Origin of the sequence: Fibrobacter sp. UWR4, from assembly GCF_003149045.1 — a bacterium.
Taxonomy (GTDB): domain Bacteria; phylum Fibrobacterota; class Fibrobacteria; order Fibrobacterales; family Fibrobacteraceae; genus Fibrobacter.
On the sequence record NZ_QGDU01000002.1, the window covers coordinates 108,384 to 135,377 of the forward strand.

23 protein-coding genes, 1 tRNA gene and 1 other RNA gene are annotated in these 26,994 nt (G+C 50.1%); 19 read left to right on the forward strand and 6 right to left on the reverse strand.

The genetic code is table 11. The features are described 5' to 3' along the window. The first annotated feature begins 12 nt into the window (after positions 1 to 12). From BGX12_RS01550 to BGX12_RS01565, 4 genes are all read left to right on the forward strand, one after another. Complete coding sequence (locus tag BGX12_RS01550; protein ID WP_109734338.1) at positions 13 to 3,168, forward strand: efflux RND transporter permease subunit; 3,156 nt, start codon at positions 13 to 15, stop codon at positions 3,166 to 3,168. Positions 3,169 to 3,387: 219 nt separating this feature from the next. Further along, positions 3,388 to 4,626, forward strand: a complete 1,239-nt coding sequence (locus BGX12_RS01555) for an ATPase, T2SS/T4P/T4SS family (RefSeq protein WP_109734339.1) — start codon at positions 3,388 to 3,390, stop codon at positions 4,624 to 4,626. Positions 4,627 to 4,683: 57 nt separating this feature from the next. Continuing rightward, entirely contained in the window at positions 4,684 to 5,682 is a 999-nt protein-coding gene (locus tag BGX12_RS01560) for an MlaD family protein (protein ID WP_109734340.1), read from the forward strand. A gap of 42 nt (positions 5,683 to 5,724) precedes the next feature. Further along, positions 5,725 to 7,761: an ATP-dependent DNA helicase RecG gene (locus tag BGX12_RS01565; protein WP_233246208.1), complete on the forward strand. Its 2,037-nt coding sequence runs from the start codon at positions 5,725 to 5,727 to the stop codon at positions 7,759 to 7,761. Positions 7,762 to 7,777: 16 nt separating this feature from the next. Here BGX12_RS01565 and BGX12_RS01570 read toward each other — a convergent pair whose 3' ends face one another. Then, positions 7,778 to 8,083 carry a hypothetical protein gene (locus BGX12_RS01570; protein WP_109734342.1) on the reverse strand — a complete coding sequence of 102 codons (306 nt, stop codon included), beginning with the start codon at positions 8,081 to 8,083 and terminating at the stop codon, positions 7,778 to 7,780. A 162-nt stretch (positions 8,084 to 8,245) separates the two neighbouring features. Here BGX12_RS01570 and BGX12_RS01575 point away from each other — a divergent pair, with 162 nt between their 5' ends. Continuing rightward, entirely contained in the window at positions 8,246 to 9,712 is a 1,467-nt protein-coding gene (locus BGX12_RS01575) for an OmpP1/FadL family transporter (protein ID WP_109734343.1), read from the forward strand. A gap of 59 nt (positions 9,713 to 9,771) precedes the next feature. Here the strand turns inward: BGX12_RS01575 and rnpB are convergent. Continuing rightward, an RNA gene (rnpB, locus tag BGX12_RS01580) (RNase P RNA component class A) lies at positions 9,772 to 10,144 on the reverse strand. An 81-nt stretch (positions 10,145 to 10,225) separates the two neighbouring features. Between rnpB and BGX12_RS01585 the strand changes: the two genes are divergently transcribed. Together BGX12_RS01585 and BGX12_RS01590 are read left to right on the forward strand one after the other, a co-directional pair. Then, positions 10,226 to 11,977: a hypothetical protein gene (locus BGX12_RS01585; RefSeq protein ID WP_109734344.1), complete on the forward strand. Its 1,752-nt coding sequence runs from the start codon at positions 10,226 to 10,228 to the stop codon at positions 11,975 to 11,977. Between the two features lie 154 nt (positions 11,978 to 12,131). Next, positions 12,132 to 12,689 carry a TlpA disulfide reductase family protein gene (locus tag BGX12_RS01590; RefSeq protein WP_109734345.1) on the forward strand — a complete coding sequence of 186 codons (558 nt, stop codon included), beginning with the start codon at positions 12,132 to 12,134 and terminating at the stop codon, positions 12,687 to 12,689. A gap of 254 nt (positions 12,690 to 12,943) precedes the next feature. On the opposite strand, the gene BGX12_RS01595 is transcribed toward BGX12_RS01590, so the two are convergent. Continuing rightward, a tRNA-Arg gene (locus BGX12_RS01595) sits at positions 12,944 to 13,017 on the reverse strand. Positions 13,018 to 13,169: 152 nt separating this feature from the next. Between BGX12_RS01595 and metF the strand changes: the two genes are divergently transcribed. The 9 genes from metF (at position 13,170) to BGX12_RS01640 (ending at position 20,620) form a co-directional block, all read left to right on the forward strand. Next, positions 13,170 to 14,060, forward strand: a complete 891-nt coding sequence (gene metF, locus BGX12_RS01600) for a methylenetetrahydrofolate reductase [NAD(P)H] (protein ID WP_109734346.1) — start codon at positions 13,170 to 13,172, stop codon at positions 14,058 to 14,060. Positions 14,061 to 14,212: 152 nt separating this feature from the next. After that, positions 14,213 to 14,743 (forward strand): hypothetical protein, encoded by a 531-nt coding sequence (locus BGX12_RS01605; RefSeq protein WP_233246209.1) that lies wholly within the window; start codon positions 14,213 to 14,215, stop codon positions 14,741 to 14,743. Positions 14,744 to 14,950: 207 nt separating this feature from the next. Continuing rightward, entirely contained in the window at positions 14,951 to 16,069 is a 1,119-nt protein-coding gene (gene serC, locus BGX12_RS01610) for a 3-phosphoserine/phosphohydroxythreonine transaminase (protein ID WP_073156892.1), read from the forward strand. A 196-nt stretch (positions 16,070 to 16,265) separates the two neighbouring features. Further along, positions 16,266 to 17,117, forward strand: a complete 852-nt coding sequence (gene asd, locus BGX12_RS01615; protein WP_109734347.1) for an archaetidylserine decarboxylase — start codon at positions 16,266 to 16,268, stop codon at positions 17,115 to 17,117. A gap of 45 nt (positions 17,118 to 17,162) precedes the next feature. Next, on the forward strand, positions 17,163 to 17,996 hold the full coding sequence (locus BGX12_RS01620; protein WP_109734348.1) for a hypothetical protein: 834 nt from the start codon (positions 17,163 to 17,165) through the stop codon (positions 17,994 to 17,996). 36 nt (positions 17,997 to 18,032) lie between these two features. Continuing rightward, the gene (locus BGX12_RS01625) at positions 18,033 to 18,854 is read left to right on the forward strand and encodes a hypothetical protein (protein ID WP_109734349.1); all 822 of its coding nucleotides are present in this window, start codon (positions 18,033 to 18,035) and stop codon (positions 18,852 to 18,854) included. 13 nt (positions 18,855 to 18,867) lie between these two features. Beyond that, positions 18,868 to 19,200: a GerW family sporulation protein gene (locus BGX12_RS01630; RefSeq protein WP_109734350.1), complete on the forward strand. Its 333-nt coding sequence runs from the start codon at positions 18,868 to 18,870 to the stop codon at positions 19,198 to 19,200. 75 nt (positions 19,201 to 19,275) lie between these two features. Next, entirely contained in the window at positions 19,276 to 19,710 is a 435-nt protein-coding gene (dtd, locus tag BGX12_RS01635; RefSeq protein WP_109734351.1) for a D-aminoacyl-tRNA deacylase, read from the forward strand. A gap of 49 nt (positions 19,711 to 19,759) precedes the next feature. Continuing rightward, positions 19,760 to 20,620 (forward strand): hypothetical protein, encoded by an 861-nt coding sequence (locus BGX12_RS01640; protein ID WP_109734352.1) that lies wholly within the window; start codon positions 19,760 to 19,762, stop codon positions 20,618 to 20,620. 30 nt (positions 20,621 to 20,650) lie between these two features. On the opposite strand, the gene BGX12_RS01645 is transcribed toward BGX12_RS01640, so the two are convergent. The 3 genes from BGX12_RS01645 to BGX12_RS01655 form a co-directional block, all read right to left on the reverse strand. Then, the gene (locus tag BGX12_RS01645; RefSeq protein WP_146196216.1) at positions 20,651 to 21,952 is read right to left on the reverse strand and encodes a hypothetical protein; all 1,302 of its coding nucleotides are present in this window, start codon (positions 21,950 to 21,952) and stop codon (positions 20,651 to 20,653) included. A 192-nt stretch (positions 21,953 to 22,144) separates the two neighbouring features. Then, positions 22,145 to 22,606, reverse strand: coding sequence for a DUF2569 family protein (locus BGX12_RS01650; RefSeq protein WP_158278135.1), 462 nt, complete (start codon positions 22,604 to 22,606; stop codon positions 22,145 to 22,147). A gap of 92 nt (positions 22,607 to 22,698) precedes the next feature. Further along, entirely contained in the window at positions 22,699 to 23,388 is a 690-nt protein-coding gene (locus BGX12_RS01655) for an OmpA family protein (protein WP_109734355.1), read from the reverse strand. 150 nt (positions 23,389 to 23,538) lie between these two features. Here BGX12_RS01655 and BGX12_RS01660 point away from each other — a divergent pair, with 150 nt between their 5' ends. The 3 genes from BGX12_RS01660 to groL all read left to right on the forward strand — a co-directional run bounded on the left by BGX12_RS01660 (position 23,539) and on the right by groL (position 26,872). Beyond that, entirely contained in the window at positions 23,539 to 24,579 is a 1,041-nt protein-coding gene (locus BGX12_RS01660; protein ID WP_109734356.1) for a hypothetical protein, read from the forward strand. A gap of 270 nt (positions 24,580 to 24,849) precedes the next feature. Next, positions 24,850 to 25,131: a co-chaperone GroES gene (gene groES, locus BGX12_RS01665; RefSeq protein WP_109734357.1), complete on the forward strand. Its 282-nt coding sequence runs from the start codon at positions 24,850 to 24,852 to the stop codon at positions 25,129 to 25,131. A gap of 109 nt (positions 25,132 to 25,240) precedes the next feature. After that, positions 25,241 to 26,872: a chaperonin GroEL gene (gene groL / locus BGX12_RS01670; RefSeq protein ID WP_109734358.1), complete on the forward strand. Its 1,632-nt coding sequence runs from the start codon at positions 25,241 to 25,243 to the stop codon at positions 26,870 to 26,872. Positions 26,873 to 26,994: the final 122 nt, after the last annotated feature.

The following is a 26,994-nucleotide window of genomic DNA, read 5'->3' on the forward strand; positions in this document are numbered from 1 at the left end:
GAGAATTTCTGAATGATTAAGGCAAGTATTTACAAACCAATCACCATGCTCATGGTCATCTTGACCATCGTGGTGTTCGGTATCTACACCTACCGTATGATGGTGGTGGACCTGATGCCGAAATTCGATATTCCCGTTGTGACCGCCGTGGTTGTTTACCCCGGTGCAAGCCCCGAAGAAATCGAATCTACAATCGTGAAGCCCGCCGAAGAACAGGTGGAACTGGTGGACGGTATCGACTACGTGCAGTCCATCTGTATGGAAAACTACGGTATTATTGTTGCCATGTTCAACATGGGCATCAACGTTGACGTGGCTGCAAACGACGTTCGCGCCAAGGTGGAAACGGCTGCAGCAGACTTCCCCGACGCAGCCCAGGCTCCGATTATTTCCAAGGTGGACATTAACGCCTCCGCAATCATGTCCATTTCCTTCACCGGTCCTGCAAACTCTACCGAACTCCGCCAGAAAGTGGAAGACGACATCGAACCTCTCTTCACTTCTGTTCCCGGCGTCGCAAGCGTAGATATCTTCGGTGGTACTACCCGCCAGATTTCTGTGGAACTGGACAAGGATATGCTCAAGAACCGTGGCGTAGACATTGCCACCATGATGGGCATGTACGGCGCATCCAACTTGAACAACCCCGTGGGTGAAGTGATTGGCAAGCGCAAGAATACATCCGTCCGTACTTCCGGTAAGTTCCAGAGCCTAGACGAAATCCGCAATCTTGACCTCCCCACCGCAAGCGGCATTATTAAGCTTGGCGAAGTGGCCAAGGTCAAGGATACCGTCAAGACCATCACATCCGCATCTCGTTTCAACGGCGAAAACTCAGTTTCTCTCGACATTAAGAAGCGTTCCGACGCAAACGTAGTGGAAGTGGCTCAGGGCGTGATCAAGCGCATGAATGAAATCAACAAGACCCTTCCTAAGGGCTTTGAACTTCACCTGGTGTATGACAAGTCTGAAGCTGTTAGCGAATCCATCGACAACGTGATTCAAAACATCATCGTTGCAATTCTCTTGACCTCCGTGCTGTTGCTCCTGTTCCTGGGTAAACTTTCAACCATGTTGATTGCGGCTCTTACCATGCCTATTTCCGTGGTGGGTTCTTTCACCCTCATGTACTTCGCCGGTTTCGGTATCAACATGATGAGCTTGATGGCACTTTCTTCTGCTGTGGGTCTGTTGGTGACCAACTCCATCGTGGTGCTTGAAAACATCAATGCGAAATTGGCTGAAGGTCTTGATCCTAAGGAAGCCGCCTACAAGGGAACTTCCGAAATCATGGTGGCCATTATGGCATCCACCCTTACCAACGTCTGCGTGTTCGTGCCAATCGCCTTCATGAAGTCCATCGTGGGTATTTTCTTCAAGACCTACGGTATGACCATGGTTTTCGCAACGGTCGTGTCCCTCATCATCACCTTCACCCTTACCCCGCTCATGGCAGCCTATCTGTTCAAGGGCAAGAAGCGTGACGAAAACGGCAACATCATCGAAGAAAAGCCAGGCTTCATCGCTCGCTTCTTTGGCGCAATCATGGGAATCTTCCCCGCCATCATGAACGCCGTTCGCTTTATCTACCTCAAGACACTTAGCTTTGCCCTTTCCATTTTCGGTGTGATCTTCCAGGTGGGCGCCCTTGTGGCCATGGTGATGTTCGTAGGCTACATGGCAAAGAATCACATGACCGTGGAACTTTCTCCCCGTCAGGACCAGGGCATGATGGCCGTAACTCTGGAAATGCCTGTGGGTACAAACATCGAAACTACCGACAGCGTAACCAGAATCATTGAAGCCCGTCTGAAGGACATTCCCGAAATCAAGCAGTACAGTGTGACGGTGGGTGGTGAAAACGGCTTTACCTCCGTGAACCAGACCAAGATGCGCTACAAGTTGAAAAAGCGCTGGGAAGGCCGTACTCGTAGTACCGATGAAATCGTGGACTCCATCCGTCCCTACCTGGCAGACATTCCTGACGCCTACATTTCCATCAAGAGTACCTCCGCTTCCGAAATGAGCAACAACTCCGCAGGTGACGTAGTGCTGGAAGTCAGCGGTCTCCATAAGGACTCCGTCATTAAGGCAGCAGACCTTCTCAAGGCAGCCGTTGCCGACAAGATTGAAGGCGTTGTGGAAATCAAGTCCAGCTACGAAGCCGGTAAGCCGGAAATCCGTATGATTCCGAACCGCCAGGCCATGGCAGACTACGGTACAACCGTCCAGCAGATGGCAACCTACAACTACATCGCAGTAAGCGGTTACGAAGCAGGCACCTATACCGAAAACGGTGAAGAATACGACGTCTACTTCCGTATGCAGGAAAAGGACCGAGCATCCCACGCCGACATCGAAGACCTCCCCATGCTCACTCCTAAGGGTTACGTTTCCGCAAAGGAACTCTTCTTCATCGAAGATGGTGCAGGTCCTACCAAGATCGAACGTAAGCGTAAGCGTACTCGAATTGACGTTTCCATGAACTTGCTCCCGGGTCATACTACTGGTGAAATCATGGGCAAGGTTGGCGCTCTCGCTGCAGAAATGAAGGATCAGCTTCCTGAAGGTGTTACCACGGGCTTCGGCGGTAACGCAGACATGCAGAACGACATGGTGGAAGAATTCATTGCAGCAATCATCATGGCAATCCTCATGACCTACATCTTGCTGGTTGCCTTGCTGGAAAGCTTCGCTCAGCCCTTCATCATCATGACCACCATTCCTATGGGTGCAATCGGCGTGTTCCTGGGCCTTATCTTCACCGGCAAGGCACTGTCCATGATCGCCCTTATGGCAATCGTGATGCTTATCGGTGTGGTGGTGAACAACGCAATTCTTTTGCTTGACGAAGCAAACCGACTGCTGCGTACAGGAGCCATGGGTAGACGCTCCGCCGTGATGACGGCAGCCAAGTCCAAGTTCCAGGCAATCGTGCTTGCAACACTTGCTTCCGTTGTGGCACAGCTCCCGCTGGCATTTGCAATGGGTGGTGACGTGGCTGCCATGACCCAGCCCATGGGTATCGCTTCTGTGGGTGGTTTGATTGTGTCCGCAATCCTTACCATGTACTTGATCCCCACCTTCTTCTGGCTTCCCAATGCTCTCTTTAGCAAGGCTAAGAAGGGTGTCAAGAAAGTGGCAAACAAGGTAAAGCGCAGCAAGTAACCTAAAGCTTTAGTACATTAGAGAGAGATAAGCCCGCAGGAGAAATCCTGCGGGCTTTTTTGTTTCCGAGGCGTAGGCTGTTGCATTTTGCAAACAGCCCGAAGCCGAGCGCTGCAGCATGCAAAAGTCTTTGCATGTTATAACCGAGGCGCAGTCTGTTGCATTTTGCAAACAACTTTTGTCACGCAAGGAAAATCTTCCTTACTAGCTTTGCGCACTATGGACAAATTATGCAACAACATTTTTATACAGCAGGAAAATGGATTCTGCAAGGTTTTTCTGGAAAACGAATTTGACGAATTTCTTCTGGAAAAAATCCGACACGAATACAATCAGAGGGTGATTCCCGTTAAAGCAAGTAAAGCAGAGATTAGCCGTTTGAATCGAGCCCGAAACAAGGAAAATGACCAAGAAATCATCAGACAATTGGAACCAGGAAAAAAAGATTCCTCCTGGGAATCGGCTCCCATTATCAACCTGGTAGATAACCTGCTGGAGAACGCACTGGACGCAGGTGCATCCGACATCCACATTGAGCCACAGGAAAACGCACTCAGAATCCGTCTGAGACAGGATGGAATGTTAAAGGATTTCAAGACGTTGCCTTCATGGCTAGCAGAGCCCATCTTGATTCGTCTGAAAATTCTTGCCGAGGTAGACATTACCGACAGGCGTATTCCTCACGACGGAAGCTTCACCTTCGCAAGTACCTACGGTCCCGTCAACATCAGGTTAAGCACCCTGCCCATACAGGATGGCGAAAAATGCGTTCTAAGGTTGTTACCTCGGCAAGACGCCACCAAGGAACTTCTGCTAGAAGATCTTATCAAGAGCAAGCCCCAAGTAGATTTTCTCCGGAAGGTATTCCATAGTCCTCAAGGTCTATTTCTCATTACAGGTCCCACGGGCAGCGGGAAGACAACCACCCTACATACCGGACTGCGAGAAATAATCCACCAGCAAATCAATGTTACTACCATCGAAGATCCAGTGGAGTATGTGCTAGAAGGCGCTAACCAGGTGCAGGTAAATGAGAAATGTGGTTTTACCTTCCCTACCGCCCTGCGTTCCATTCTAAGACAGGATCCAGACGTCATCCTCGTTGGCGAAATTAGGGACCAGGAAACCGCCCAGATTGCCATGCGGGCAGCCCAGACAGGTCACTTGGTACTTTCCACACTCCACACAAACAGCGCAGAAGCAGCATTCACCCGGCTTCAGGATCTTGGAGTAGATTCATCTTGCATCAAGGACGCTCTACTAGGCGTCATGTCGCAACGTCTGGTACGAAAATCATCTGCAATACCCGGCGTATATTCGGGACGATTGGCCCTGACGGAAATCATCCGCGGGGACGGAACCCTTATAGACGGATGCCTAAAGGACTGCGCCAGCAAGGCAATTGAACAAGGTTTTACGGACTCTCAGGAAATAGAGCACATATTAGGCTCTGTTTAGAACACTCGACTATACATCCTGACGATTTTTTTACAAACCTTTTCTATATTGCTCGGTATGAAATTATCCGATAGGACATTAGGCTATCTTTCGCTCATTGCATTGATATTCATCTTTGCCTTTGTAGCGTTGGAAATGCTTGAGGCGCACCAGAAATCCACCTCCACAATCCTGGTGGATTTTGACGAACTGGGATCGCTCCAGCCCGAAGACTTGGTGGTTGTCCGCGGATTTACAGTAGGAACCGTAGGCAAGGTTGAATGGCTTGGAGACCGGGCCCGAATCCAGATCAATTTTGACGAACCCGTCATTCTTCGCGAAGGTACCCGCATCGTCAACGTAAACTACGCCATTATGGGCCAGCGCCGCGTGGAAATTTTCCCGTCCAAGGAAGGCAATCGTTATCCCGACGATTATATCTATACGGGAACTTTTGAGCCGGGCATTGCCGAAGTCCTCCGCTACATCGAGGATGTGAACCAGCAGCTGACCGCAGTCCGCGAAATGGTCCACCTGGTAGTCGACGGAGACTCCACACATCCTTCAGCACAGCAAGTCTTCGAAAACATCATGGGCACCGTTGACGGAACCCTGGAAAGCGCAGACAAGTTGATCACTTCCATGCAGCCCACCATCAATCATCTGTTCAAGCAAGTCAATACAGCAAGCAGTGAATTGATTGAAGTCGCCAACCAGGCAGATACAGCAGTGCAAGTCGCAACTCAGGCCGTCAACGCAAAACTGCAGGTTGCAGAAGACGCCATCAAGACCATTTCCGAAGGCGCACAAAAGACCAACCAGTTAATGATTGACATCGAGAACGATTCCACCTTCAACAAATTTTTCAAGTCCACGGAAACCATGGAACGAATTACCGACATGGTTGCCAAGGCAAGAGACCTTATTGCGGCCATCGACTCCAAGAATATTTCAGTTCGTGATGAAAACGGCAATCCAGTCACCCTCCTTACCTGGAAGGGGATTAACCTAATCGGAGAAACCGCACGCGAAAAAGCCCGAAAGCGCGCCGAAAAGGGCGAGAGCCTTCCCGAATAGCAAGGAAATCGGTTCTAGATGGATCTTTCCAACCTACCCAAAATGGGTCCGAAAAGTCTGGACGCCCTTAGAGCCGCAGGCATTGTATCCCTGTCGGATTTTCTCTACAACATTCCCCGCACCTACCTGGACCAGACCAAGGTTTCCAAGATTGGAAATCTTCATGCGGGAGAGCGCGTCGTACTGATCGGAAAGATTATCCGTGCGGGAATTATCCGTGGCCGCTCCAGCAGGTTCGTTGCCACACTTGCGGACGGGACAGGCGAAATTTCCCTTACATTTTTTCAGGGATACAGCTACCACAGTCGACGGATCCAACCAGGCACACACTGGCTAGTATCCGGCATTGTCGGGGAATACCGCGGTTTCCAGATGACCCATCCGGACATGCAGCGATTTGACGAGGACGAACAGTTCTCTGGACAAATCCTACCGGTCTACCCCATGACAGAAGCCATGGTCAAAAGCCGTATTTCCCAGAAGGCTCTGCGAAACTGGTACAAGCTGGTATTCAACTTTCCATCCCTTACATTACCAGGACTTTGCCCCAAGGCATTGACGGATTACCTTCATTTCAATTCTGTCCTTACGAACTTGAAATCGCTGCACCTGCCGGTGGACTTCAATCAGATACGCAACGCAAAACAGCAACTAAAAATTCTGGAGTTACTTCCCTTCTGCCTCCGCATGGTGAAACGTCGTGAAAGCCAGATGCTCCGCGGACATGAACGCCAGGTGGATTTAGGTCTTGTAATGAAGGCGAAGTCCGAGCTTCCCTTCAGCCTTACCGATGGTCAGGAACGAGCACTAGATCAGATCGTTGCAGGACTAAACGGCAAGAGACAATTCCACGCCCTGCTACAGGGGGACGTTGGCTGCGGAAAAACCGTCGTAGCCATGCTCTCCATGCTAGCCGTCTGTGGCTCCGGAGAGCAAAGCGCTCTTATGGTTCCGACAGACATTCTGGCCAGACAGCACTACAAACAAATGAAGTCAGTCTTTGAAGCCGCAGGCATGCGCGTAGAACTGTTAGTAGGCGCCACACCCGCAACAGAACGTAGGGCTATTCTAGGAGAACTCCAGATGGGGCTCTGCCAGGCGGTCATTGGTACCCACGCCTTATTTTCCAGGGACGTTGAATTTGCAAAACTCGGTTTCGTGATTATCGATGAACAGCATCGCTTTGGCGTCGGCCAGCGAGAAGCGTTACTTGCCAAGGGCGAATACCCCGACATGCTGGTCATGAGTGCAACACCCATTCCAAGAAGCCTGGCAAAGACCATGTATGGGGACCTGAAGGTCATCTCTATCAAGGAAAAACCTGCAGGACGAAAACCGATCAAGACGCGCCTTGTTCCTGCAGACAAACGTAACGACATGAAGAAATTTATCGCCAACGAAGCGAAGAACGGGAACCTGTGTTACTGGATCGTGAGCAAGGTGAATAATTCCGAAAAGGATACAGAGGGAGTGCCCGCCCGTAGCGTGGACGACGTCGTCCATGAACTTCGTGCATTCGACAAGACTTTGGTAGTGGAAGGCATCCATGGGCAAATGGACGAAGCTGTTCGTGACGAAACCTTAAAGCGCTTCGCTGCAGGACAAGTTCACATTCTTGTAGCCACGACCGTCATTGAAGTTGGCGTGAACGTACCTCAGGCAAACGTAATGGCCATCGATTCACCGGACCGTTTCGGGCTTGCGCAGCTCCATCAGCTTCGAGGTCGTGTTGGTCGCGGCGATGTCCAGGCTTGGTGCTTCCTCATGATGCCCGAAGGAGATGCGGCTGAAAACTCCGTGGAACGCCTGACCCAATTCAGTCATACAGATGATGGATTTGAAATCGCAGAGTTGGACCTCGCCACCCGTGGTGCAGGCAATCTGGAAGGTAACGAACAAAGTGGCAGCTGGGTGTTCCGCTGGTTTGACTGGATTCACGACCAGGAACTCATTTCCCAGACATTGGAAATGGCGGATCACATCTTGAAAGATGGGGAAAGCTTTAACGATGACGCCCGGGAAAAGATTCAGCTCTGGTACCAAGAGAAGCCTTCCGCCAACGAAGACGGAATTCACTAAAAAACTCCCGTGTTTTTTAGATCAACTGGGTCATAGTGCCAATTACAAGGGCACATAGCACGACATTCAAAAAGAAGAACGTACGGCGGACAATAATGTAGAACAGGGGTAGCCACTGGAGCATATTGTCCATAGGGGCGACCAGTTCCTTAATTCCCAGAAAGACGCTAATCAGTCCTGTAATGATCAACATCATTGCGCCAATATAATAGCCTTCACTCCATACCATAATGGTCAGGGCCACTCCAAAAATCATGGCGATAATGCCAATGATGATTTCAATGCGCAGGATGATGTTTTTCCATTCTTTTTTAGCGATCATAGGATGGAATTTAGCAAATACCGACAACGCAATCCCCATACAAAATTCATATTCGAGATAAAAAGGCTTCTTCCGATTTGTAATAAAAATGTAAGTTTTATGAAAGTTTTTTATCTAAGAAAAGAATTAATTTTGTTAAAAATTGCTTACAAAGGAGTATGTATGGTTACAAATTGGGTAAAAACGGCCGCCTTAGTCGGTCTTACCGCATCCAGCCTTTTTGCAGGCGGTGCAACAACCAATAACAACCACTCCGCCGCCTTCCTCCGCAGCGTTGCAAGAAACGCAACTCTGGAAAACGACGCCCCCTACTATAACCCCGCAGGAACCGCCTTCATGAAAGACGGTTTCCATCTTTCCCTTTCCAACCAGACCTTCTGGCAGGGCCGCACCATCACCACCGAATCGCCCCTTTTCAATGATGGCGAAAAGAAATACAAGGGCAACACCTTTGCGCCCTTCATGCCAGGCGTTCACGCCACATGGCACTACGGCAACCTTGCCCTTTCTGCAACCGTCGGTATTATCGGTGGCGGAGGATCGTTGAATTTCAAGGACGGCATTCCCTCCTTCGATACCCAGCTGGCCGCTCTCCCCATGATGCTTACCCAGGCAGGACTTCCCACCACTTCTTACGAAGCTGATATCAAGCTGGAAGCAGAATCCTACCAGGTGGGTGTGACCTTGGGCGCAGCCTACCAGTTTGCAAACATGTTCAGCATCTACGCCGGTGGCCGCCTTACCTACTCCTACAACAATTACCAGGCAAGCCTCTCCAACGTAAAGTTCAATCCAAAGGTCGACGAACTGGGACTTGACGGCAAGATGGTCGAAGCCGCAGCAACCTTCAACAAGCTTTCCGAAGCTTTAGGCGAAAAAGCCGAACAAGCCAATTCTGCAGCCGAACAGTACGAAAAGGCTGGTGACAAGGCCACCGCAGCAGGCTACGCAGCAGTCGCAGAAGAACTCGCTGCAAAGGCCGAAGCCATGGCAGGCTACGCCTACGCCGTCGGCGACAAGGAACTGGATGTGGAACAGGAAGGTTTCGGTTTCGCCCCGATCTTTGGTGCAGCCTTCAAGTACAAGCGCCTGACCATTGGCGTCAAGTACGAAATGAAGACCGATATCGAAATGGAAAACGACACCAAGAAAAACGAAGTGGGCATGTCCGACTTTGATGACGGCAAGAAGGATCATGCAGATGTTCCCGCGGTCCTGGCCCTCGGTTTGACTTACTCCATTTTGGATAACGCCCGAATTTCCTTCGGTTACAACCTGTGGTTCGATGAAGACGCCGACCTTACCGGAAATTCCGAGGATTTCCTTGGAAACAGCCATGAATTCATGTATGGTGTCGAAATCGACTTCTTCAAGCGCTGGACCATTAGCGGTGGCCTCAACATATTCCGTTGCGACCGTACCGACGATTACGTCAGCGACTTGAGCCAGTTGCTGAACACGACTACTTTCGGTCTCGGTTTCGCATACCGCGTCAACGACCATATCAGAATCGATGTCGGTTACTACCACACCATCTACAACGACGATACGGATAAGGAATCCTACGGTCTTAACACCTACGAACGCACCAGCCGTGGTTTCGGCATCGGTGTAGACCTGGACTTCTAAGCCGTCACGATCAGACGTCCATAAAAAAACCTCCGACCCGGAAGTCGGAGGCTTTTTAAATTCAAGGGGCAGTTATAAGCCGGGTTTTGTACCTCTTGCGAGGCGATGACCATCTCTCTGGACGAACTGTTACCAGCCGCCTCAAGCGACCTACCCGGATATCCAACAGGCACGAGCCGCACCTGGTCCTTTCGGACGGATTCCTGCTTGGTCTTGCACCGGATGAGGTTTACATTGCCACCCCTGTCACCAGGAATGCGGTGAGCTCTTACCTCGCCATTTCACCCTTACCCGCTTGCGCGGGCGGTATAATTTCTGCTGCACTTTCTGTCGCGTTACCGCGCCTGGACGTTATCCAGCATCCTGCCCTACGGTGCCCGGACTTTCCTCCAGTCTGAATTTCTTCTCGCCGGCGGCCATCCGCTGCCCACTTCAAATATAGAAACAACAGGCGTTCATTGCAATTCTCTTAAAAGCCATTTTTCTATATTGGAGCCCTAGTTAGGATTCTTTATGCGTCATTTATCACTTGGAATACTCTTGGCTTCTGTAGCAATCGCCTTCGCACAGGACGATTCAACGTCCAACACAACCGAAAGTATTGGCACAGCCAAAATTGACGACATCCAGTTTGAAATCGGAGACGCCTTCGACGATTCCAAATACCATACCAAGTATGATAAATGGGTTTACGACATCCTGAATGTCCTCCATATCGAATCCCAGGAATCCACCATCCGCAAGTTGCTGCTCTTTGATCCGGGCGACACCATCGACAGCCTCAAGATTATTGAAGCGGAACGATTCCTGCGAGCCCAAAAGTTCCTCTCAGACGCAAGCATTACAGTCGTAAACGAAAACGGCAGGAACATTGCCAAGGTCAAAACCAGCGACAACTGGACCCTTACCCCTCTCATCGGGCTAAATCATCCCGGAAACGAATGGACCTACGGCATTGGCGTTCAGGAAAGCAACTTTCTTGGTTTAGGCAACAAGATCGGTTTCTACTACGGCCATGACGAGTTGCGAGACATGTACCAGTTGGAATACGGAGCACCCCATTTCCTATTCCGCTACAACCAGCTGGACATGCTTTATAGCTACAACACGGACGGATACCTCATCAGCGGCATGATGAACATGCCGTTCCTGAGCCGAAGCAAGAATCAATGGGCATATACTGTTGCTGGTCTCAAGAGCTTGAGTTTTGCACACGTTTACGGAAGTGGCGACATGCCCATGGGCGCGGTCCCCTACCAAATCAAGGCTCCCGCCGATTCCCTTTCGAAATACCTCAAGAAATACAAGCGTTACAACGGAAAAGAAACCGTCGAACTGATGAAGGTCGAAGACTTTAGGGACGACTCCCTAAGCATCCATCTAGCACGTTCCTTTGGAGGAGCCCATCGCAAGCTCTATCTAGGCGCCACCTATGACTACAGGCGCACCACTGCCGTAGACGGCAAGATGTTCCGTTACATCTTTAGGGACGGAAATCAGACTTACGCGCTGGACTCAGCAACAGCCTGGAACGAATGGCTTCCCGACGTCAAGGATTCACGACCGGGTTTCTACCTAATGATCAACAACTTCCGTTACGAAAAAATCAAGAATTTCCATAACGTCAAGTGGACAGAAGATATCCAGAAAGGCTACAGTTTAAAGTTCCAATTATCCAAGAACTACGAACAGCTAGCATCCAACAACAACGACATCCGCATGGATTTCTGGGGAGACATGTACCTGGGAACAGGTATGCATCACCTGACCCTGCAGTCCAATGCACGTTTCTATCTGGACCACGGCAAGCAACACGACTTTTACGGAAAACTGAACGGAGAATACATCTTTCATCCCACCAACGCTTTGTCAACAGCAATCAAGGGAGTCATCGACTTCTATGAAGACACTCCCTATGGCATTCAGCTTTCTTTAGGCGGAGCCGATGGATTCACTGGTTTCCCCGTCTGTTACTATACAGGACAGGCTCGTGTGTACGGATCCATTGAGCAACGTTGGTTCCCCAATTTCGAAGTGGCCACACTTGTACCCGTATTCACGCTATACGGAAGCGTCGGTGAAACCGCCTGGGACTTTGACGATATCAATCGCAAGGATTTGATTTACGTTCTTGGCATCGGCGCACGCTTTGTCCAGACAAAGTCCATTAGCCGTATTATCAACAAGGCGGACGTAAGCGTACCCCTAAACGGAGCTCGTAAGGGAGACATCCACTACTCCATCACGACCGCTTACACCCTCTAGCATCCGTAGGGAAATGTGATTTGTTGAACAATCGGGGCACTTTCCCAATATTTTTTTACAAAACTTGCACGTTCATTGTAACATTTTGCCCATTTTTTCATATTTTATGAAAAAAAAAATCAAGATTTTGTCCCTTTAAGGATTATTCGACATCATGCGTATTTTTACAAAGTTGATCAGTTTTGCCGCATTTGTTGCAATCGCCGCAGGCGTGTCCAACGCACAGCTCGCAGTCGAACAGCCTGCAGTTGACGTAAAGTTGATGCAGGATTCCACAACGAATCAGCCTATGAAGATGGACTTTTCCAAGCCTCTTACCGGCATTAGCGATCCAGGCATCCTGTTCAGCCACTTTTCCAACCGTCCCCTGCTGATCTACTATTTCAGCCCAAAGTGTCCCCACTGCCAGCGCCATATGCCGGAAATCCAGGACCTGATGAAGGAATATGAAAAGGACGGCCTGACCGGCATCGCCATCGGTCTCGGCGGAGGCATCAAGAAGAACGACATTAGGCTGTTCATCGACCAGTACAAGGTGGTCATTCCCGTTTTCCAGGACGCAGACTATAAGTTCGCTCCCGTATACGGCACCGGCTATATTCCCGTTGTCTATCTGGTCAACAAGGATGGCACCTTCTACCGCTATGAAACAGTCAATGACGCAAACATCAAGGACATGCGCAGGAAGATTTCTACCATGCTGAAGAAGTAGGCTAAATAAGCCCGGATTATTTTCGAGGGAGCGCTTTCGCGCTCCTTTTTCTTTTTGGGCAAGCTTGATTTTCCGCATCCCTTCGGGGAACCTAACGGGATTCTGCCAGCCTATAAGGCTGGCAGCAGTTTCTACGGCTCGGCAATGCGAACACAAGTGTTCGCGCTGCACTCGCCTTACGTAACTGTCGAACCTGTGGGTTCTTTCAACACCTGAGAGTACGAAAAAGGCCACCCCTTAGGGCGGCCTTTTCGTACTCGAGGCGGGATTCGAACCCACGACCCTCTGCTTAGAAGGCAGATGCTCTATCCAACTGAGCTACTCGAGCCTATACTTCCAGTAGAAGTTGGGCTACAATATAGTAAAACTTTAAACAAACTTCAACTCGCTTTATCAAGTCTATTATAGCTAAAAACTATCACTAGCCATACGGATTTTCGTACTACACAGAACCCGTCACATTTTCCTATATTACGCGCCATGAAAATCGTTGATATTCTCAAGCAAGATAAAATGAGCCTCTCCTTCGAAGTGTTCCCTCCCAAGAAGGAAACCAGCTTCGAAAGCGTTAAGAACGCCACCGAATCCATCGCAGCCCTCGGCCCCGCTTTTATGAGCGTCACCTATGGTGCCGGCGGCGGCGTCAGCCAGTACACACTTGAAATCGCCAAGAACATCAAGCAGAAATTCAATGTTCCTATGCTGGCCCATCTGACTTGTGTCTCCAGCAGCAAGGAAACCGTAAAGCAGCGCATTGACGATATGAAGGCAGCAGGCATCACCAACGTGATGGCCCTCCGCGGCGACCTCACTCCGGAATTGATCGCCAACGGTCGAACCGACTGCGATTATCAACACGCCATTGAGCTGGTCCGCGAACTGAAGGAAAGCGACGGAGACTTCTGCATCGGAGCAGCCTGCTATCCGGAAAAGCATCCCGAAAGCGCAAACCAGCGTGAAGATATCCAACATCTTAAGGAAAAGGTGGACGCCGGAGCCGACTTCCTCACCACCCAGATGGTATTCGACAACAACCTGTTCTTCAACTTTCTATACAAGTTACGTGAAGCAGGCGTCACCTGCCCGGTTCTCCCCGGCATTATGCCCATTACCAATGCCAACCAGGTGGAACGAGCCATCAAGCTTTCCGGCTCCTTCATGCCCCAGCGTTTCAAGTCCCTGGTGGACAAGTTCGGAAGCGATCCTGAAGCCATGAAGCAGGCCGGCATCATTTACGCCAGTGACCAAATTATCGACCTGTACGCCAACGGCATCACCAACGTTCACGTCTACTCCATGAACAAGCCGGACGTGGCCGAAGGCATCTTACGCAACGTTTCCGCCATTCTCGGCAGGAACTTTATCGCATAAAAGTTCGATTACAGCCTGATTTTCATGAAAATCCCCCCATTATTCCAATTTGGGGGGATTTATTTTACTTTATAGGCAAAATAAAAGTTTGTTTTTTCCAAATTCAAATTATATATATTGTCAATGAAACCGCCCCTAACGGGCGAAAAAGGATGAATATGATCTCTTATACCGACGCTTACAAGATTGCAGCCGAAATTCACAAGGACCAGGTGGACAAGGCTGGCGGCCCCTACATTGATTTTCTTCAGAATGTTGTAGACAACCTTAAGGCAAAGGGCGAAACCGAGGAAGTGCAAATCCTTGCACTGCTTCAGGATACCACAACCGCTTCTGCCAAGAAGACCGCAGCAGACCTTGTCCAGATGGGTGTTCCCGCCGACATAGTGGCAAAGATCGAAAAAATGACTTATCGCAAGAACCAGAGCTGGATCGACGAATACAGCTGCAAGCTGATGGCCCAGGGCGTCCCCGCTGAAGAAGCCACCTACGAAGCCCGCGAAAAGGAATTCGTAAAGTTCGCCGAAAGCCTGAAGGACGACCCCATCATGGCAAAGGCCAAGGCAGCCATCCTTACCACCCTTCTGGAAGACAAATATATCCGTCGTAATGAACGTCGTGAGCTTAAGACCAAGTTCCGCCTGAAGAAGTATCAGGCTGCAATCGAAGCTCTGAACACTTAATTCAGCTAAAATACGGATTTTATCCTATAAACGAGAGTCGAGGCAATCGCTCTCGTTTTTTTATCCGGAAATCCTATAATTTTTGTGTGAATTGCACGGCTTTTTGATTAAAACACACAAAAATAACTTTCCAAAAACGTAGCTTTTGCTAAATTTACCCCGTCAAAACCAGATGGTTTTGCAAAACTATATATAAGGAACATTATCATGGCTAATAAGGTCTATAACTTTAGCGCAGGCCCCTCTGTCCTGCCCGAACAAGCACTCAAGGAAGCTTCTGAAGCATGCATCGACTATGCAAACTCCGGCATCAGTATTCTCTCCATGAGTCACCGTTCAAAGCCCATCGAGAACATGTTCCTCGAAACTGAACAGCTTCTCCGCGACCTCATGGGTATCCCCGCCAACTACGATATCATTTTCCTCGGCGGCGGCTGCTCCCTCCTGTTCTGCATGATGCCTATGAACTTCCTCCCGGCCGACGGCGTTGCCGACTACACCGACACTGGTGTCTGGGCAAACAAGGCTCTCAAGGAAGCTAAGCAGTTCGGTAACGTTAACGTTGCTTGCTCCACCAAGGCTGATGTGTACAACCACATCGACAAGAACCTGCAGCTCTCTGACAACGCAACCTACCTCCACGTTACCGCCAACAACACCATTTACGGTACCGAATGGCACAACTTCCCGAAGCCCAAGTCCGGCTTCCTCATGGCTGACATGAGCTCCGACTTCCTCGCCCGCAAGGTGAACGTGGAAGACTTCGGCGTGATCTACGGCGGCGCTCAGAAGAACATCTCCTGCGCAGGCGTTACCGTTTCCATCATCCGTAAGGACTTGCTCGGCAAGGTCGATCGTCAGATCCCCACCATGCTGAACTTCAAGACTCATCTCGACGAAAAGACCGGCGTGAACTCCATGTTCAACACTCCTCCGGTATTCGCAGTCTACACCATGAACCGCACCCTCAACTGGCTGAAGCAGATCGGCGGTGTTGACGCTATCGAAAAGATCAACCGCGAAAAGGCTGCTCTCCTTTACAGCGCCATCGACAACTCCAAGGTGTTCGTCGGTACCGCTGCTAAGGAAGACCGTTCTCTCATGAACGTTCCCTTCGTATTCAACCGCGAAGTTGTTTCCGAAGAAAAGGATGCAGACATGGCTAAGGACTTCATCGAATTCGCAAAGTCCAAGGGTCTCGTCCAGATCAAGGGTCACCGTTCTGTTGGCGGCTTCCGCGCTTCCATCTACAACGCAATGCCCATCGAAGGTGTCCAGGCTCTCGTTGACTGCATGGGCGACTACGAAAAGAAGATCTTGGGCTAAAGCTAATTAGGCGCGAGGCTCCAGGTTTCTGACTCGAGCCCAAAAGTTCAAAAGGTTAAAGGATTCGTCCTTTAACCTTTTTTTCTTTATCCTTTCTACATCCCGCTTCGTCCTTCATCCAGCCAACTTCCAACTGTCTACTTCCTACTGCCTACCGTCTACTTCCTACTGCCTACCGTTTACTACATTTACTCCTATGAATACCGCTTTTTATGTTTTTATGAAGTTGCTGCCCAAGAACGCAGCCAGCCGAGCCTTTGGCGCCCTTACCCGTTTGCGCATTCCTTTCCTTAGCGCGAAGGCTCGAGACCTGTTTTGCAGCTATTACAAGCTGAACATGGAAGAAGCGGAATATCCTCTGGAACATTACGCAAATATCGGTGAACTTTTCATCCGCCATCTGAAGCCAGGCGCACGTCCCATTGCAGAAACCGAAATTGTAAGCCCTGTAGATGGCGTACTCTCCCAGACCGCGGTCTTCGATGACAACCCCCAGTTGATCCAGGCCAAGGGTAAGACCTACACCCTGAAGTCCCTCCTTCGCGACGGGGAATTGGCAAAGAAGTTTGAAGGCGGAGCCTTTGCCACCATCTACCTGGCACCCTTTAACTACCACCGCATTCACTGCCCTGCCAAGGCAGAAGTCATCGGCGCAAGCTACTGCCCGGGAACCCTGTGGCCCGTCAACGTAGGCAGCGTGGAACGGGTAGAAGGCCTCTTCAGCATTAACGAACGTCTCACCAGCCACCTCCGTCTGGAGGACGGTTCCGAGATGCTAGTCGTCAAGGTGGGCGCCACCAACGTGGGACGTATCGGTGTTTCCTACTCCAAGAACCTGCTGGTGAACGCCGGCAAGCTCCCCCGCAACAAGAAGCGTCACGACTGGACTCCCAAGAAAAAGATTGAAATCGAGAAGGGTGGCGAACTGGGCCGTTTCGAAATGGGCAGCACCGTCATTCTCGTGGTGGACAAGAAAATCCGTGAACGCAACCCGGAACTGTTCAAGAACCGCGTGGGCCAGGCCGTCAAGGTGGGCGAAGCCCTCTAGCCTTTACAGCAGTTCCTTTCGTCCTGTATTTTATAAATCCGTCCCATGATTTCTGCAAAGAGATTCGCCCAAAGCGAGGCCGCCCTTTTCAAGGCCACCCAGGACTTCGTCCAGTCCTTTGCAGATGTGACGGACCCCATCATCTTCATATCCGGAAAGGCGAAGACGGTCCAGGCCAGAATCGCCTGGACAATCTTGGGCAGTACCCTCTTTCAGGGAATTTCCTATACGGATATGATGAAGTTGCTAGGCGCCCTCTATAACGCCTTCCCCGAAGAAAAGCTCTGGACCTTACCGGTCCCGAAAGAAGATCAGCTGATGGCAGTCGCCCACCAGGTTTTACAGGGCAAGTCTTGGACATTGATGGAACACCTGCCTGGCATTTTCTGGAGTGTGGGAAGTTTCGTACGACACCACCAGAAAGAGGGTAGCGACCTTACCCAGTGGGCCTCCAGCCGAAATGCGGAAGAAATCTGGCGAGACTTAGGCGAAGTCTACTTTATGGGAAAAGGCAAGCCCCGACCCAAGGCAGCAGCAACCATCTACCGACTGGTATCTCCCTTCCCTCTGGGACTTGGACTGACCCTAGAGAGTTCGCCCAAGATGCCGCCTATCCCGCTGTCCATGGGGGTTAGACGTTACCTTTCCATTCTCGGGCCCGGCAAGTACGAGAAATTTTCCGAGCTGACCCCCGACGAAAAGTACAGGATGGCCCAGGACGTTTTTCGCGAACTGTCTTCCAAAACACCGAACGTAGCCGCCCACGGTCTTCAATTCTTTTTGGAAAGCGGTACCAAGGAATTTATCTGTAGGGACCACTTCAAAACCTGCAAGGCGTGTCCCTTCTACGAATATTGCAAGTACGCCATCCAGAAATAAAACGGACCGTCCTGAAAAAAGCTAAATTCTCTGCGTATGAAAAAACTGCTTCCGATCCTCGCCATTTTTGCACTGCTGTTCAGCGGTTGTAAGGAGGAGCAGATTGTCCCCATCGATTACGAAGGTGTTTCCTACAAAGGCATCCGTCCGGTTATCGCCCTGGTGGACTCTTCCGAGAACAAGATCGCCCACGTAAAGAAGGAAATCAACTACAAGTACCCCGTGTTGGTAGGCGACACCTTAAGCGTGCAGATTCTTGAATTCGAAGGGGATGTTTACGCCCTGGATTATTACCTGAACAGCGGTCGATTCCAGGGAAGCGCCCCCATCCTTCGCGGAGACTACATCGAACAGACCATCCGCGCCGATTCCAAGATTTTCATTTTCAACCACGATAGTTTCCGCCGTTACGAACGTAGCGACCTGGAAGCCTACGTCCGTTCCTTCCCGGAATACCGAGGCGGATTCCCCCAGGAATTCCTGAGCCTCCCCTTCGACAAGCGGGTTACAGGTAAAGTGTCCATCCAGACCAAGTTCTTTATGGGAATTCCCTCCACCTTCCCCGTTCTGGTCCAGGGTTACCAGGCCGATGGACTTCAGTGGAACGTGGCCCGCAGCTGGAACGTCGTGGAGCAGGATCATTTCGACCAGTGGGCAGCCGGATTGAAAACCGTCAAGCCCCAGGGAATCTACCCTCAGAAAGACTGCATTTACTTTTCCCCCGGAGAAGGGATTCAGGGTATCGCCTCTAGGCTGGCCGGGGGCCGCATTGTGGTCATCTGGGGATATTTAGACTGGTTTGACTTGGAAAGGAAGTTCTTCACCGCAAGCGACCGCATCTACGAAGCACGTTTTTAACTATATTAAAATCATGGCTATTGAAAAACTCGCAGAAACTCTTTTGGAAAAGCTCCGTTTCATCACCAAGGCAGAAACGGTTATCGGTAACCCCATCCAGGCTGGTGAAGCAACCATCATTCCCGTAAGCCGCGTCTCCGTTGGTTTCGGCTTTGGCGGTCACCAGAACAAGGGCGACACTTCCGCCTCCGGTGGCGGCGCTTCCGTAGAACCGGTAGCCTTCCTGGTCATCAATGGCGAAGACGTCCGTATTATGCCTATTACCAAGGATAGTTCTCTGGCATCCAAGGTCATGGATATTATTCCTGACGTGGTGAACAAGTTCAGCAAGAAGAAGGAAGACTAATCCTTCACCCATGCCGAACTGGATTCAGCATCGAAAGCCCGGTCTTAACGCCGGGCTTTTGTCTATATTTAGGCCATGAAGTTTTTAATCCAGCGTGTAACAAACGCCCAGGTGGACATTGACGGGGAAACCGTCGGCAAGATCAACAAGGGCTACATGATCCTCATCGGAGTCGGAGAAGAAGACACCAGGGAAGAGGCGGACCGCCTCATCCGCAAGATGCTGAACCTCCGTATTTTCGCCGACGAAAACGGGAAGACCAATCTTTCTATCAAGGACGTGAACGGCGAACTCCTGCTGGTATCCCAGTTTACCCTCTACGCCAACTGCAACAAGGGAAACCGCCCTACGTTCAATGGAGCAGGCAATCCTACTTTGGCCAACGATCTTTACGAGTACATCATTGCGGAATGCAGGAAGGAAGTGAAAGTCGTAGAAACGGGACGATTCGGCGCAGACATGCAGGTAAGCCTCACGAACGACGGTCCCTTCACCATTATGCTGGAGTAATGGTGAGGCAAGTTCTCATTGACTTCACCAACCTTATAAGACGGTAAACATGAAGAAAAAGACTTTCATCGCGTTAGTTTCCACGCTTTTCACGGCATTGATTTTCACGTCTTGCGCTGGAGTGAACGACATGAGGGGCGGTTCCGCCGGCAACGCGGGCGGTGATTCCAGCATGATGGATACGCCCTGCGAGGAATGCGGAAAACGTGGCGACATCGAACTGAAAATCACTGACGAAATTTACTACAGGGAATGGAACCAGGCCGCCTACAGCCGCATGGATTCTACAGCCGTCGTAGGCGTTTTCCCGGCGTTGAAAGTCACTGCTGCCCGACCCGAGACTTGCAAGTTCTGCCATAGCTATAGCGCGGATGCGTTAGACTTTGACTTGGCCCGAGTGGAGGATTCCCTCTTCGTGAAGGCGTTTCCCAAGATGCAGCGAGAGCTGATGCTCCCCGGCATGCGACTTCCCGACGCTGATTCCAGCTACTTTGACACGCTGGCAGTGAAAATCCTGAAATCGACTTTTGCAGACGGCAAGAAGCTGGAAGATTTCACCCCGTGGGTAGAACGAGAAGGAATCGAGCAGCCCCTCAACCGCGATGTGCCCAATGAACTGAAGAACCTGCTGAACGACATCGCCAGCCGTTACGAACTGCGATACATGTCTATCCCCATTCGACTGGACGTCACGATGGATACGGACCTGGGCAAATCCGGCGGTTTCACGTACAAGATTCTATGGACCCTATGGGATGCCCGCTATGGAGAATTGGTATTCCTGACGTACTCCAGTTTCACTGCGGCCACTACCAGCAGGGTATCTCCAGAAAAGGAATGGTCCGAGCCCTTTGCAAAAAGACTCTGGACCATGTTCAGCACCGATGTCAATAATCTAGAAAGCCACTAATCCGAGGGGAACGGAAAGTTTCCGCAATCTCTACTTATACAGATTTTCATCAAGTAGGGAGTCCAGCCTCATAAGATATCGCCGAGAGATTTTGATTTGAGCTTTCCTCAGTTTCACCACATAGGCAACATCCGGAACGAAAGGCTCACTTTTCGGATTCTTGGGGTGAATCGTATCCCTATTGAGATACCGTTGAATCAGTTCATTATCCCTGGATAGGTTTTCCGGAGAAAAACCAGCCTTCCTCTCATCAGAAACGTACAGAGAATTCCCTGCCATGGAAACGACCATGTCATTGTAGAACTTCAAACGTCTACTCAAGCGAACAGATATACTTTCCCGCAAATCACCCGACACACCCATTATTTCTGGACAATTTTTATACATTCCCTGAAACCAGCGATGGCGTTTCTTGTCAATTCCGAAGTCATTTTCAAAAAGGCCATCGACCATCTCGGCAAATAAAACGGAATCTTTCTGAGAACAGCGCTTTCCACGGTTCCTTTTTACGGATTCCAGGCCTGCATCAGCAAGGGCCTTTTGTTCCGCAACTAACGCAGAATCAGTCTTTAAGCCCACCAGATTCGGATTCAATAGAGAATCAAATGCAGCCTCCGCATATTTCCATTTTTCTCTATAAGAGTCCAGAAGTTTAAGGACATCATTTGTATCGTTCAACAAGTAAAAATGATCGTTAAAATCCAGATAGCCCAATTCAAGGAATTCCTGGATTATTTCTTTGCGTTCATCAAAACTACTCTTCAAGCCTTTTCGCGTTTCATCCGACAGAACAACCTTCCCCAGCCTCATGGATTCCAGCAATTCACCCCAAAAGACTTCTAGGCTTTTTCGTTGATTTTCTATACCGGCGGCGAGACCTTCAAAATCAGAAGGACAATTCTTTAATAATTGCTGGAATCGATCATACTTTTCCTTCGTCAATGAGAAAGACTGTTCGCCTATGGACTCAGCGATTTGCCGAACAAATTGAACATCAACGTCTGACGAACATGTCCCCTTGTCAGCTTTGGAAGAAAACTCCTGTCTTGCCACATTTTCCAGTTGTTCCGCAGGCAAAGTCCTAACTTGGGTCATGGCACAAAAGCCTACAAGGACTCCAGCTACACAAGCGGAAAAGACAGTACACACAACCTCGGACAATTTTCCATTGGCACACCACACCTGAAAGAAAATAAATCCCAATAAGGATGCTGCCGGGAAACCAATCCACCACAAATCAAAAATTGCAATACCCACCAGGACAACGTCTACAAGAAAAATCCATCGACGCTTGATTTGGCGGGTACTCTTTACAGCACCAAGTTCAACCATTCCCAGCTTTACGTTCTTGCGGACAAGAAGGCAGAAGCATGCCACAGACATTGCCAGCACAAGAAATACAGGAAAAAGCTTAAGAGGGAAAATGGAATCTTCAATATAGGAGACAACCAACGCCCCCATAACTTCAAACAAAATGCAGAACAAGGTAGATAGCAAGGACTTTATCATACGGCCCCCCAAAGACTAACGGACAAAAGTATTCTTCACGCGGGAGGAACAACACATGTATGGAATCCAGACACAACATTTGATTGCGCCTCGAATAAGCGAATTTCTATTCAAAAGTTGAAGCGCGTCCGAAAAGTTCGAAGTCCCTTCCATATATATGCTGTTTGCAATCGTGACCAAGAATACTGCAATCACAGGTGTCGCAACTGAGAAAACCAAAGAAAAAATATAGACTTTAGGAAAAGTCGCCTTTCTTGCAAAAAAAAGATACGGCAACAGTAAAACAAAAGCGAACGACGCAATATCCATCGCGAAGGATGTTCCGTAGATAAATTTATAAGCCGGAACAAGCTGAACGACCATCTGCAATTTGGAATCATACACCAAAGCCAGATCCTGATAAAGATTGCACCCACCAAACAAGGGGCCAACCACAACGCCAATCCCAACAAGGATCAACAACCCGCCAATAGCCATATTGCTAACCTCCTTTAATACCTTACCACCATTCCAATTAAAAAGGACCGCTTTTTTTTGCGATCCTTTTCTCATGTTCTTTATACCGTTAACTACTCTTCGGAAATAACCACCAGTTCTATGCGGCGGTTGGCCTTGCGGCCAGCTTCCGTGGAGTTATCAGCCTTGGGCTGGCTAGGACCATAACCTACAGCGGTAAGGCGTTCTGCAGCAATGCCCTTGCTGACCATATAATCACGGACAGAGTTCGCACGATCTTCAGAAAGACGCTGGTTCAGTTCATCACTACCGTCGGAACTTGTATGTCCCTGAACTTCTACCTTGGCCTTGGGATTCATTTTCAGCCCCTTGATAGCCTGGTCCAAAGTATGGAGGGAGCTGGGAACCAGTTCAGCGCTACCAGCCTTGAAAGTAACGCCGGTCAGTTCCGCACGAGTATCATCGAACACCACGGTAATGCCGCCGGAACTTGCAGTCTTGGAGACGAAGGGCGTAGTTCCACATTCAAAAGGGCCAGTCAGGCTTTCGCAGAGAATGGTATAGGTATCTTCGCGAGGAATGAGGAAACCAACTTCACCATACTGGTCGGTAGTGACGGTAATCTGCTTACCCTTATTCTGACCTACGAAAGTCAACTTCTTGTGAGCCTGGGGAACATCGTCGTAATTGGTATATGTAATGTTCAGAACGGCATGAGTTTTGTTGGGAGCCAGGTCTTTAGCAAAGGACTGCGCAACAAATGCGGCCAGGGCGACTACAGAGCAAATCACAAACTTTTTCATCGAAAACTCCATTAAAAACCAAATGGTTTTGTCTTATAAAATCTGCATCAAAAATAATTAAATCCTCATTTTCCGTCTTTGCAAATTTGATAGGTTATTCTACATTTTACGGCGTTAAAATTCTATTAGGTCTATACCAAGGAGCAACAAATGAACTTCAAGAAACTCGCTGCCGCCGTTCTGGGATTCGGCCTCGCCACTGCAGCCTTTGCAGCAGACGTCGCAGACAACATGACCCTCAAGGGCAATGTCCAGACCCAGGTCACCAAGTCCCTGGCAGATGACGACAACAACTTCAGCTCCGGCTGGATCCGTGCCAACATCGGTGGCCAGTACAAGAGCGAAAGCCTGGACGCTACCATCATGATCCGCATGTTCGGCCCTGAATTCGGTAACGTAATCGAAGGCAAGAACTACGATAAAATCCTTGCTGACCTGTACTGGGTTAACTACAAGTGGAATCTGGGTGCCGACGACAAGCTGAACCTGAAGATCGGTCGCTGGAAGACCGACTGGACCTCTTCCCAGTCCACCCACTTCGGTACCTATATCGACGGCCCTCTGAACAAGCGCGGCCTCTGGATGCGCGACTACAGCCACAACGCTATTGAATTGGGCTGGAAGCACGGTCTCAACAACCTCACCGCAATGGTTGCAGCTATGGATGGCAAGGCAAACACCGGTTACGTCCGTGTAGAAGACGACCTGAAGTTCACCTTCCCTCTGGAAATGAAGTTCGGCTACCGCGGAAACCTTATTGACGTTGTGCAGAACACCACCTATCTCACCCACCGTGTTGCTGCATTCGCAGGTTACACCATTATGCCCAACCTCCGCGTTTATGGTGAATACGGCTGCCTCTACACCGTAGATGAAGACATCTCCGAGACCGCAAAGAATTACCACGCCCAGGAACTTGGCTTCATGAACAAGGCTGGCAAGATGTTCAACCCGTTCTACATCGGTGTTGAAATCCCCACCTTCGGCATTCTCACCAACCTGTTTGCAGAAGTGGAATACATCAAGGACCGCGATCAGATTGACCCCAAGAAGCCTGATGCAGACGACTTGGCATGGACTGTAGCTCTCGTAAAGACCGTTGGCAAGTCTAAGCTCCAGTTCAGCGTCTACAGCGAAGAAACCTTGAGCGACGTAGGCATGGCATTCCGCCTGACCACTACCATCAAGTAATCGCAAGCTTTTTCCTTTTAGGCACAGATTTCGCTTTATTTTAGCAAACCGTTGGTTTTCACCAGCGGTTTGTTTCATTTTTAAACACAGGACGAACAAGCCTGCTTCAACATTTCAAAAATAAACACTCGAAGCCTGTCTAAAGCGGCATTTTTAGGCTAATTTCAGCATTTTTCATTATTTGGCAGTTGGCATAAATCTTGCTAAATTGTGGGCGAAAATCAAAAAAGGTCCAGTTGGACTCAAACAATTAAACAAAGGATAAGCAAAATGATCAAGCCTTTAGCAGATCGAATCGTTGTAAAGCCGGCCGAAGCCGAACAGAAGACCTCTTCCGGTCTCTTCATCCCCGATAACGCAAAGGAAAAGCCGATGCAGGGTAAGGTCGTGGCAGTGGGCCCGGGCCGCAAGACCGAAGCTGGCGAAACTGTCGCCATGGAAGTCAAGGTTGGCGACGTGGTCCTCTACGGCAAGTACAGCGGTACCGAAATCTCCGTTGACGGCGAAAACTACCTGATCGTTAAGGAATCCGACATCTTCGCTACTCTTTAAGAGTGATTAGTAAACAGTGGTCAGTAATCAGTTTTTGCAGGAAGGACCCGCACCCACTAACCACTAAACACTAACCACTAACCACTTTTTAAATAAGGAAAAAAGAAAAATGGCAAAACAGTTGAAGTTTGATGTTGCAGCTCGCGAAGCCCTCATGAACGGCGTAGACAAGCTGGCAAACGCAGTTAAGGTTACTCTCGGCCCCAAGGGTCGTAACGTCATGATCGCCAAGGCATTTGGCGCACCCAACGTCACCAAGGACGGCGTTTCCGTCGCCAAGGAAGTCGAACTGGAAGACACTTACGAAAATCTCGGCGCCCAGATGGCCAAGGAAGTTGCAAACAAGACTTCCGACACCGCAGGTGACGGTACCACTACCGCAACCGTTCTCGCCCAGGCAATCACTCGCGAAGGCCTCAAGAACGTTGCAGCCGGTGCAAATCCCATGGACATCAAGCGCGGTATGGACGCTGCAGTTGACGCAGTCATCGAAGAAATCGGCAAGATGGCTGTAAAGATCAACGGCAAGGGACACATCGCTCAGGTTGCTACCATTTCCGCAAACAACGACCCGGAAATCGGCGACCTCCTGGCCAACGCTATGGAAAAGGTTGGTAACGACGGCGTTATCACCATCGAAGAATCCAAGACTGCAGAAACCATCCTCGACGTTGTGGAAGGTATGCAGTTCGACCGCGGCTACCTCTCTCCCTACTTCGTCACCAACACTGACAGCATGGAAGTGGCCCTCGAAACCCCGTACATCCTCCTCTACGACAAGAAGATCTCCACCATGAAGGACCTCCTCCCCATGCTGGAATTCGTCGCAAAGCAGAACAAATCCTTGCTCATCATCGCCGAAGACGTGGATGGCGAAGCTCTCGCAACTCTCGTTGTGAACAAGATGCGTGGCACCCTGAAGGTTGCTGCAGTCAAGGCTCCTGGCTTCGGCGACCGTCGTAAGGCTATGCTCGAAGACATCGCAATCCTCACCGGCGGTATGCTGGTTTCCGAAGACACCGGCGCCAAGCTGGAAGACGCTCCGGTAACCGTCCTCGGTCAGGCAAAGTCCATCGTTATCACCAAGGACAACACCACCATCGTCGAAGGTGCAGGCGACGCTGCAAGCATCAAGGGCCGTATCGCCCAGATCAAGAAGCAGATCGAAGCTACCACTAGCGACTACGATCGTGAAAAGCTCCAGGAACGCCTGGCAAAGCTGGCCGGTGGCGTTGCAGTGATCAAGGTCGGTGCCGCTACCGAAGTTGAAATGAAGGAAAAGAAGGACCGCGTCGACGACGCTATGCACGCAACCCGCGCCGCCGTCGAAGAAGGTATCGTTCCGGGTGGTGGCGTCGCCCTCATCCGCGCAGCAAAGGCTGTGGACGCCCTCGAACTCACCAACAGCGACCAGAAGACTGGTGCCGCTATCATCAAGCGCGCTATCGAAGAACCTCTCCGTCAGATCGTTGCAAACGCTGGTGGCGAAGGCTCCGTCGTCGTGAACAAGGTTAAGGAAGGCAAGGACGGCTTTGGCTACAACGCTAAGACCGACACCTACGAAGACCTGATTGCCGCTGGCGTTATCGACCCGGCCAAGGTTACCCGTACCGCTCTCAAGAACGCTTCCTCCATCGCTTCCATGATTCTCACCACCGACTGTGTGATCGCAGAAAAGAAGGAACCGAAGCCGGCAGCACCTGCCATGGATCCTTCCATGGGCATGGGCGGCATGATGTAATAGCCCCGTCGCAGGCCTAGCCCGCGACACCTAAGGATTTCTCCTTATGGAAAACACCCTGGTTCGAAAGAACCGGGGTGTTTTTTATTTCAAGATTTGTACTTCCGCGTCAGCTCAAGACA